The organism is Kineococcus halophytocola (assembly GCF_041276425.1).
Lineage (GTDB): Bacteria > Actinomycetota > Actinomycetes > Actinomycetales > Kineococcaceae > Kineococcus > Kineococcus halophytocola.
This window is the reverse complement of the sequence record NZ_JBGFTU010000017.1, coordinates 96,774-106,269: the sequence shown is the minus strand read 5'-3', so window position 1 is coordinate 106,269 and position 9,496 is coordinate 96,774. Positions and strand designations below refer to the sequence as shown.

Sequence of the window (9,496 nt, the reverse complement as noted above, 5' to 3'; positions counted from 1 at the left end):
GGGTGGCGTTCGGGTTCCATTCGGCGGCGCCGTTGGTGGGGTTGGCGATGCTGGCGCTGGGTGGGTTCTGTCCGCCACTACCGGGTCGCGGGGGCCGCTGAAGGCTCACACATCAGTCAGGAGAGCCTGAAATAGTCTCTGAACCGCACCTGTGCCACGGTTCAGCGGGGTAGTCCCACCCGGTCGAACTCCTGCTGCAACCGCGGCCGCCGCCGGTGCTCGTGACGCAGTTCGGCGACGAACTCCTCCACGTCCCCGGCGGCGGGTGTCCCGGCCGCGAGGTCCCGCATCCTCGCCAGCCGCACGGCGGCCTGCCGGTAGGCGCGGGCGTCGGCCCGCACGAGCGAGTCGGTGACCAGGCGCCGGTGCACCGGCAGGGTGGCGAGGGGGTCGACGGCCTCGTGGGCGGCGGCCAGCCGGGACCAGGTGAACTCGTCGAGGTGGTCGAACCCGGCGGCCAGCCGCCACGCCAGTGCAGGCTCCCTCAGTGTGGTGAGGCAGAAGTCCACCGTGCCCTGCGGGTCACGGCCCAGGGTGGTGAGGATCTCCTCGCGGTACGTGTCGCCCGCCGTCCCAGCGGCGCGGACGAGATCCGCGGCGGTGCTCGCGGTGGGCCAGCGGCGGAACACGAACTCGGCGGTGGCCAGCGCCTCCTGCGGCCGGTGCTCGGCCACCAGTTTCCGCAGATGGTCGGCCGCGCGCAGCGCCTGGTGACGGGGTTCGTGGTCGACGGCCCGCCGGGCCCAGTCCAGGGCGAGGTCGATGCGGCCGATCTCCACCATCGCCTCGGAGGTGTCCTGCAGCCACTTCGCGACGCGCTGGTCGCGGGCGTGGGTGCGCACGATTGCCTCCACGTCCCGATCCAGCACGGCCAGGCGCCGGTCGTTCCACGCCAGGACCCACTCGGTGTGCGAACCTCCAGTCCCGGCCCGGAACCGGTCCAGTTCCCGGCGGTACCGGGCGAGGCCCGCTGCGCCCAGGGCGGGGGCGTAGGCGACCGGGTCGAGGTCGAAGAAGTCCACGACCCCGTCGAACTGGAACCGCACCATCCACGGCACCAGCGTCGCGGGCGGGACCTGCGCGGCGCGGGCGGCGCGCGGGTGCAGGTCCAGCAGCCGGCGGCAGGCGTCCCCGATGATCCCGCTGGAGTCGTCGGCGTGGGCGATGACCTTCACCGCGGCGTCCAGGGCGCGGTGGGTGACGTCCCACGCCTCGTCCGGGGCCAGGCTGGACAGGGCCCGCTCGAGCTGGTCCACGGCCTCGTGCATCTGCCGGCCGTGCGCGTTCGCGCTCGCCCAGCGGTGCAGGTCGGCCCGGGTGCGGATGCCGGACAGGACGGTGCGGGACAGCTCGCTCACGGTCACATCCTCCCCGACGACCGCAGACGCGGTTCTGGCACGTCCCGGCGTGAAGGCCGGTGGCGCTCGTCGTCGATCCCCGTCGGGGGTGATCAGGTGCGCACGCGGTGAGGCGTCGCTCGGCTGGGGCGCTGCTGAGCGGTGTCCCACTGCGTGCTGGCGAGCTGACGTTCGGCGTTGGTGATCAGCTCGAACACGTCCATGGCCAGGTAGAAGTTCGTCTTCTGGTCGTACTTCCTGCGGGTCAGGACGCCCGCGTCGGTGAGTTCGTCCAGGGCGTCCTTGGCTGCGGGTGCTGAGGCCCCGTAGTTCTCGATCACGGTCCGAGTCGTGAGCACCGGCGTCTCCTGGAGGCCCAGCAGGAGCCGGGCGGTCGCGGAGCCGGCCCGAGGCTGCGGGCGCAGGTCCTTGGAGGTGCGGCTGGCCGCCAGCGCCGCGCTCCAGTCCTGACGGAGGTCGTCGAGTTCGGCCGCGAAGGTCGCTGCTTGCTGGACCGCGATGCCGGTGGCGGTCAAGAACGTGCGCAGCCACTGCGCCACGCCTCCGGATGCCTCGGCGCTGTCGGGTGCACCGTCGTAGCGGTAGGCAGTCAGTGCTGCGACGTATTCCTGGGAGCGGGTGAACAGCACCTGGCTGATGGGCAGCACGGCCGTCCTGGTCAGGCCCCGGCGCACCAGGACGGCGTGGATCACCGCGCGTCCGACGCGGCCGTTGCCGTCGGGGAAAGGATGGATCGTCTCGAACTGCGCGTGCGCGATGCCGGCCTGGACCAGAGGTGCGTGCGTACCGCCGTTGAGGTAGGCGACGAGGTCGCTCATGAGATCGGGGACCAGGTGCGGCGCGGGGGGCACGAAGTCAGCCCCGACGGGGTTGTACCCGTTGCCCCCGATCCAGTTCTGCGTCGTGCGCACCCCGTGCATCGTCGGCTCGCCCTCGAGCAGGGTGCGCTGGACGTCGTCGATCGCGGCGAGGTCGATGGCGTCCATCCCCGCCACGCTCGTGGCGGCTCGCTGGACGGCGGTGATGTTGGCCGCGACGCGCCTGGCTGTGGCCGATGCTTTGCGGTGCAGCCCCTCGGCGGCCAGGAGTTCGGCGATCCCGACCTGCTGGGGGGAGACCTCCAAGCCCTCGATGCGGGAGGAGGCGATCGCTTCGGAGCGCAGCAGGAAGCGTGAGAGTCCTTCGAGACCGCGTGAGCCCGGGTGGTCGACGAGCTGACGAACGCTGGCTTCGGTGCGGGCGGCCAGAGCATCCACGTCCGGGGGCAGGACCAGGGGGCGGCGCGTGAGTGAGTCGGGGGTGTAGGTGCGATAGGGGCCACCGCGGCGTCCGACGCGCGAGGCGGCGTCGGGCTGGCCCTCCCAGTGCGCGTTCGACCAGTCGGCCATCCGGTCATCCTTTCGCATCGCACCAGGATCTACAAGGATAAGACTTCATCCTCCCGTATGAGGATCGGACATGAAGGGATTCGGACATGAAGGGATGAGGACGGCGGGGAGCGCTCGGGGCGACGACCCGCACCTCGTGCCGGAGGAACTCCGAGGGCCTCAGTGCGAGTCCGGCGAACGGTCCGGCGGCGGCAGCGACGCTGGATCGGCGGATCGGGTGGGTCAGTCCCGATGAGCGGTGCCGGATCCTGGATGCTCCGGCTCCTGACGCGGAAGGCGTTCGGACCCCGCTCTCCGAGGCTGTCAGTGTCCTCAGCGGTGCTCCCCGTCGGTGGGTCCTGCCCACCGCCACCGGGCGCGGCAGCCGCCGAAGGCTCCAGCCGCGGGTCAGGAGCGCCGTGGGAGTTGCGTTCAGGCCGCCGTGATCCGCAACGGCGCCGGCCGCGCCAGGTGGTACCCCTGCCCCAACCCCACCCCGAGGTCGCGCAGCACCGCGAGTTCGGCGGCGGTCTCGATCCCCTCGGCGATGATGCCCGCGCCGGTGGCCTGCGCGAACGTCACCAGGCCGGCGGTCAGGGCGCGGCGGGAGGTGTCGGCGTCGATGCTGCGCACGAGGGAGATGTCGAGCTTGATGAAGTCCGGCAGCACCGCCAGCACGTGCGACAGGGAGGCGTACCCCGCGCCGGTGTCGTCCACCGCGATGCGCAGACCGTTGCGGCGCAACGGTTCCAGTGTGCGCAGCAGGGTGGCGTAGTCGGCGACGGCGGAGTGCTCGGTGATCTCCACCACGATGCGTTCGGGCGGCAGGGACCCCAGGCGGCGCAGGAACGCCGGGGTCGTGATGGTCGCGGGGGAGACGTTCAGGGCCAGGAAACCGGGCAGGTGCGGCAGGCCGCGCACGGCGTTGTCCAGGGCGGCCAGTTCCAGGTCCTGCCCGGCGCCGACCTCGGTGGCGTCGGCGAACCAGCGGTCCGGGGCCGGGGTCCCGGCCGGGAAGCGGCTGAGGGCCTCGGCGCCGACGGTGGCGCCGGAGGCGAGGTCCACGACGGGCTGGTAGACGACGGCCGGGCCGCCGGTGGCGTCGAGGTCGGCGAGCCGGGCCAGCCGGGCCCGCCGCACCCGGCGGGCCCCGTCCTCCTCCTCGACGAGTTCCATGACGGCGCCGGCCACGGCCTCCAGCACGTCGGCGTCGCGGGGACGCAGGTCCGGGTCGGCCTCGCGCGAGAGGGCGCACAACGTCCCGTACAGCGACCCGTCGCGCCGGCGCAGCGGGACCCCCACGTAGGTCCGCAGGCCCTGCCGGTGCACGGTGGACGTCGCGTGCGTCACGGCGAGGTCGGGCACGACGAACGCCTCCCCGGTGGCCAGGACCCGGTCGCACAGGCCGTCGCCGCGGACCACGGGCATCCCCGGGGCGACGGGGACGACCTCGGGGCAGGCCACGTTGCGGATGACGCGGCGTTCGCCCTCGACCGTGGTGATGAAGGCGATGTCGGCGCCGACCTGGCGGCGGGCCAGGTCCAGCAGGGCGTCCAGGGCGCTGCCGCCGGCGGGCCGGGGAGCCGGGGGGCGCGCGAGGCCCGCCCGCCCGCCGCCCGTCTGCCCGACGCCCGTCCGTCCCGGGCTCGTCGGGGTGTCAGTGGCCAGGCGGTCCTCGGCGGCCGACCAGGCCGCGAACAGCGTGGTGGTGTGCGAGCGCGTGGCCCGGCCGGTGCGCACGGTCACCCCCTCGGCGGCCAGGGCGGTGCGCAACCGCTCGGTGAGGGCCGCGGCCCCGCCGTCCCCGGTCCCGGGCAGCAGCAGGCCGAACCGGTCCGGGCCGGTGCGGGCCAGCAGGTCGCCCTCGCGCAGCCGGGCCCCGATGGCGGTGGCCGCGCGGTGCAGCAGGGCGTCGCCGGCGGGCATCCCCAGCTCGGTGTTGACCTGGCCCAGCCCCAGCACCTGCAGCAGGACCAGGGAGACGGGGACGGCGTGCCGGGCGGCGTGCGCCTCCTCCTGCGCCAGCCCTTCCTGCCAGGACTGCGCCGTCGCCACGCCGGTGACCTCGTCGGCCCGCCCGGCCAGGTCCGCGCGGGCGGCCGCGCGGGTCCGGTCGGCCAGTTCCAGCTCGGCGGCCAGCAGGGCCCCGAGCAGGTCACCCTGGACCCGGATGCTGTCCAGCAGCTCCGGCAGCCGCGTCCCATCCCCGGTCCCCACCCCGCACAACGTGGCCAGCACCCGCCCGTCCGGGGCGGTCAGGGGGACGGAGATGACGTCGACGGCGGTGTCGGCGCGCGCGCCGACGCGGGCGGCCAGGGAGTCCGGCCACCGCGGCAGGCCCAGGGCCACCGGGTGCGCGTCCTGCTCCACGACGCGGCGGCAGTGCGTGTCCGCCCACGGCAGCGCGTCGCCCACGGCCAGACCCAGGACGGGGTCGACGACGGCCAGCAGCACCTGGTCCGGACCCTCGGTGCGCCCGATCCACCAGCTGCCCAGGCCGGCGCGCTGGGACAGGTCGCGCAGGGCGCGGTGCGCCACGGCGACGAAGTCGACCACGGGGCCGGGGGTGGGACGGGACACGTGCACGAGGATCGGGTCTCCTGTCGGGGTGCTTGAGCGTTGGTCCACCGCGTGGAGGAACGCTCCCGCGATGTCAACGCTGTGTAACAGGATTGTGACCGACGAAACACTGCGGGCGTGGCGGCCGATGGTGGGGGAGAGCGCGACGCACGCTCGCACGAGACCGACGAGAACCCTCAGCCCCCAGGAGACGTCATGGCCACGACCCGCACCACGCTCGCCGCCTGCCTCGTGCTGCAGGGCGCCGCGGACACCGGGGCCCTGGCCCCCGCCCTGGCGCAGGACCTGCGCGAGCTGGCCGACGTGGCCGACGAGGTCGTCGTCTACGACACCGCCGACCACCTGGCCCCCGGCAGCGCGGCGTTCGCGGCCACGCTGCACCCGGCGGTCACCGTCGTCTCCGGGGCCTGGGCCGTGGACCGCGACCGGGCCCAGCAGGCCGCCCTGGCCCACGTCGGCGCCGACTGGGCGCTGTGCGTCCTGGCCGGCGAGCGGGTCACCGCCGCCGCGCAGGAGCTGCGCGACCTGCTGCAGCGGGCCACCGACGTCCCGGCGATGTCGGTGCGCGTCGACGACGTGGTCCGCGGCACGCACCGCTCGGCGCGGCTGCTGCGCACGACCGCTCCGGGTGCCGACCCGGGCGCCGCCGCGTGCGGTGAGCTGCCGGAGGTGCCCAGCGCGTTGCTCACCGTGCGCCAGCCGGTGGCCACCACCGCGCGCCTGCCGCGCCAGCGCGGGGTGTTCGACCGGGTCTGACCAGAATCGGGCCGGCCCGTTGCGGTTCCGGTCCCGCACAGCCGCAGCAGGTGATCAGTCCCCGAAGCGTTCGTGAACGGCGACACTGACAACGGATGTCATGACATCCGTTGGTGAGATCCGTGCGTGGTGATGGACGGTTGGGTGGTGGTCGGCGACGAGGACCGCACCTGGACGTCGCGCATCCCCGCGGACCTCGTCTCCCGCCGCGTGCGCGAGTCCCACACGGGCGTCTACCGCGCCGCCGTCCTGCCGCCGATCGCCCACCTCGAACCGGTGCTGCCGCTGGCGCTCCTGGCAGACGCCGAGAGGGCGGCCGGGCTCGTCGCCCGCTTCGACGCGGAGAGCGAGGGGACCCCCGTGCCGTTCTCGGCGCTGCTGCTCCGGTCGGAGTCCGCGTCCAGTTCCCAGATCGAGAACATCACCTCCGGGGCCAGGGCCCTGGCCGTGGCGGCCATCGACGCCCAGGACGCGACGCGTGGCGCCGGCCTGGTGCTGGGGAACGTGCGGGCCGTGGAGCGGGCCATCACGACCGGGGAGCTGGACGGCGAGGCCGTGCGGGCGATGCACCACGACCTGCTCGCCGAGTCCGCCCCCGACTCCACCCCCGGCCCGGCCGGCCGGTGGCGGCGCGAGCAGGTCTGGATCGGGGGCAGCGGGTACGGACCGCACCAGGCTGAGTTCGTCCCCCCGCACCACGAGGCCGTTCCCGCCGCGGTCGAGGACCTCGTGGCCTTCGCCGCCCGGCAGGACGTCCCGACCCTGGTCCACGCGGCTCTCGTCCACGCCCAGTTCGAGACCGTGCACCCCTTCGTCGACGGCAACGGCCGCACCGGCCGGGCCCTCGTCCACGTCCTGCTGCGCCGGCGCGGCCTCGTGCGGCACACCGTCGTCCCGGTCTCGGCGGGGCTGCTGCGCGACGGGAACCGGTACGTCGACGCGCTCACCGCCTACCGGGCCGGTGACGTGGAACCGATCGTCCGACGCTTCGTGGCGGCCGCCGAGCACGCGGTCGAGCACGGCCGGGACCTGCTGGCCGACCTCCTCGACGTGCGGGAGCGGTGGCGCTCGCTCGTGCGGGCCCGGGAGGGGGCCGCGGCCTGGTCGGTCCTGGACCTGCTGTTCCGCCAGCCCGTCCTCGACGTCGACACGGTCGCCCGCGAGGTCGGGGTCTCACCGGTCAACGCGGCCGAGGCGCTGGCCACGCTCACCGACGCCGGGATCGTCGTGGAGTTCTCCGGCCGCCGCCTGGGCCGTCGCTGGCAGGCGCCGGAGGTCATCAGCGCCCTCGACGAGTTCGCCCGCCGCGCCGGCCGGCGGAGCTGACCCGGTCGTGCGCCCCGGCCGCGCGGCTAGGCTGACCCCGACCCGGAGGAGGTGTCCCGTGACCGAGCCGCCGTCCACATCACCCACCGTGGGGAGGTCCCTCACCTGGGAGGAGTACCTGAGCCTCCCGGAGGACACGAGGGTCGAGTACATCGATGGGCGTCTGGCCGTGAGCCCGACGCCCGACCGGCAGCACCAGGGCATCGTCCTGGACCTGGCGTTCGCGATCGGGGCGGTCCTCCCGGCGACGCACCGCGTCATCCCGTCCTGGGGGTGGAAACCCGGGCGGGATGAGTTCATCCCCGACGTCATGGTCTACGACGTCGCCACCGCACGCGCCGGGGACGACGGCCGCTTCACCGGCACTCCGGCGCTGGTGGTCGAAGTCCTGTCCTCCAACCGTGGCGACGACCTCATCCGGAAGATGGCCAAGTACGCCGAGGCCGGTCTGCCGCACTACTGGATCGTCGACCCGCGCGCGCAGACGCTGACGACGTACGCGATCGTCGAGGGCCTGTACGCCCCCACCGCCGTCCACGGCCGCGGCGCCGTCGCCGACCTGGACCTGGGGATCGCGACGGTCGGCGTCGACGTGGCGGATCTTCTGGGCTGACGGTTCAGTCGCCCGAGACGGAGAAGTGCTGGTAGTCCTTCAGCGACGTCCAGTCCCCGCCCCAGGAGAACCCGTGGTCGGCGAAGGCCTGCACGACGGGGTCGCCGGCCAGGACGACACCGCGGCCGGGACGGCGTTCGACGAACGTCCGGCCCGCGGCGGGCAGGACGGTCGTGCCCTTGACGTAGGGGTTCTCGACCGGGTTCAGGTCGATCGCGGTGCCGTAGGAGTGCTCGGAGAACCCGGTGCCGCCGGTGGTGGAGCGGCAGTTGAACGCCGAGGTGTTGTCCGCGGCCATCGAGGCGTCGTCGGAGCCGCCGAACGCCTCCACCGGTTCCATCCGCGCGATCGGGAACCGCTGGGAGTACAACCGGGCGAACACCGCCACCACGGCATCGGCGACGTCGGCGTGCACGACGAGCCGCCCGGTCGAGGGTGCCCCGGCGAAGTCGACGAACGAGACCGTCACGGTGCGCAGCCGCTCGGGCGGGACGGGGCACCCGGGGCGCCAGGACGCGGACAGTTCCGCAGCCGTCACGGGCGCGACGCTGGAGGTGAAGGACGGGGCCAGCGGTGTCCGCACCGCGCGCGCCCGCTGGTCCACCTCCGCCGCCCCCGGGGCGGTGGGTTCCGCGCACGCGGCCAGCAGCGGAACGAGCGCGACGACGGCGACAACGACGGTGCGGAGGCGGCTCATCACCGCACGTTACAACCTCAGGCGGAGGGAACCGCGGACGCCGAGGAGGACGCCGGGGACGCCGACGAGGTCGCGTCGAGGGTTCGGGACCGCTGGGACAGACCGGCCACCACGGACAGGAACAGCGCCGGGCCGACCATCTCGCAGGCCTCCTCGACCGCCTGCATCGTCCCCAGCAGCAGGCCCTCTTCGCTGATCCCGCTGTCGGACAACGCGTTCGCCACCATCTCCAGGCCGACCGAACCGCCGACGTACAGGACGCCGCCGAGCAGGGCCAGGGCCGCAGCGCGCCGGGGCAGGGCCAGCAGGAACCGCACGTAGAACAGGGCCACGACCGTCACGGCGGGCAGCGCCGCGGCGACCCACGCGTACTTGAACACCCCGGAGTCGCCGACGACGGCCGTCATCGGCTCGACGAGCTTCTCGTGCAGCCCGACGAGCTCGTCCAGGGACAGGTAGCAGAACCCCAGGCCCAGGACCATCCAGTGCCGGCTCCAGCGCCGGCCCTGCACGTGCGCGCGGCGGCCGACGTCGAACGTCACCAGGCCGGTGACGGTGAGCAGTACGGCCGAGAACCACGACGGCAAGTTCGTCTCGGCGTTGACGTCGAAGAACTTGCGCGCCGAGACGACGGGGCCGGCCTCGACGCCGAGACCCACCGTCACCAGCAGGAAGGCGTAGCTGATGGCCGACAGGGCGGCGATCACACCCAGCAGGGTGAGGAACAGGTGGCGTGGTCGGACGGTGACTTCGAGCATCGTGAGAACCCCCGGTCGAGCCCGGTGCCGGAGGGCCGGGC

Annotated in this window: 8 protein-coding genes; 3 read left to right on the top strand and 5 right to left on the bottom strand. The window is 73.9% G+C overall.

All coding sequences use genetic code 11. The features are described from left to right. Nucleotides 1–161: 161 nt before the first annotated feature. The 3 genes from AB2L27_RS15040 to AB2L27_RS15030 all read right to left on the bottom strand — a co-directional run bounded on the left by AB2L27_RS15040 (nt 162) and on the right by AB2L27_RS15030 (nt 5,305). Nucleotides 162–1,358 carry a DUF6880 family protein gene (locus AB2L27_RS15040; RefSeq protein WP_370442295.1) on the bottom strand — a complete coding sequence of 399 codons (1,197 nt, stop codon included), beginning with the start codon at nt 1,356–1,358 and terminating at the stop codon, nt 162–164. A gap of 92 nt (nt 1,359–1,450) precedes the next feature. Beyond that, the gene (locus AB2L27_RS15035) at nt 1,451–2,746 is read right to left on the bottom strand and encodes a Fic family protein (RefSeq protein ID WP_370442294.1); all 1,296 of its coding nucleotides are present in this window, start codon (nt 2,744–2,746) and stop codon (nt 1,451–1,453) included. 411 nt (nt 2,747–3,157) lie between these two features. Beyond that, nucleotides 3,158–5,305, bottom strand: a complete 2,148-nt coding sequence (locus AB2L27_RS15030) for an EAL domain-containing protein (protein ID WP_370442293.1) — start codon at nt 5,303–5,305, stop codon at nt 3,158–3,160. 195 nt (nt 5,306–5,500) lie between these two features. On the opposite strand from AB2L27_RS15030, the gene AB2L27_RS15025 reads away from it, so the two are divergent. From AB2L27_RS15025 to AB2L27_RS15015, 3 genes are all read left to right on the top strand, one after another. Continuing rightward, complete coding sequence (locus AB2L27_RS15025; protein WP_370442292.1) at nt 5,501–6,061, top strand: glycosyltransferase family protein; 561 nt, start codon at nt 5,501–5,503, stop codon at nt 6,059–6,061. A gap of 147 nt (nt 6,062–6,208) precedes the next feature. Continuing rightward, nucleotides 6,209–7,387 carry a Fic family protein gene (locus AB2L27_RS15020; RefSeq protein ID WP_370442291.1) on the top strand — a complete coding sequence of 393 codons (1,179 nt, stop codon included), beginning with the start codon at nt 6,209–6,211 and terminating at the stop codon, nt 7,385–7,387. A 58-nt stretch (nt 7,388–7,445) separates the two neighbouring features. Then, the gene (locus AB2L27_RS15015) at nt 7,446–8,000 is read left to right on the top strand and encodes a Uma2 family endonuclease (RefSeq protein ID WP_370442290.1); all 555 of its coding nucleotides are present in this window, start codon (nt 7,446–7,448) and stop codon (nt 7,998–8,000) included. 4 nt (nt 8,001–8,004) lie between these two features. On the opposite strand, the gene AB2L27_RS15010 is transcribed toward AB2L27_RS15015, so the two are convergent. Then, complete coding sequence (locus tag AB2L27_RS15010; RefSeq protein ID WP_370442289.1) at nt 8,005–8,697, bottom strand: M15 family metallopeptidase; 693 nt, start codon at nt 8,695–8,697, stop codon at nt 8,005–8,007. Nucleotides 8,698–8,714: 17 nt separating this feature from the next. Next, nucleotides 8,715–9,404, bottom strand: coding sequence for a hypothetical protein (locus AB2L27_RS15005; protein WP_370442288.1), 690 nt, complete (start codon nt 9,402–9,404; stop codon nt 8,715–8,717). Nucleotides 9,405–9,496 lie beyond the last annotated feature (92 nt).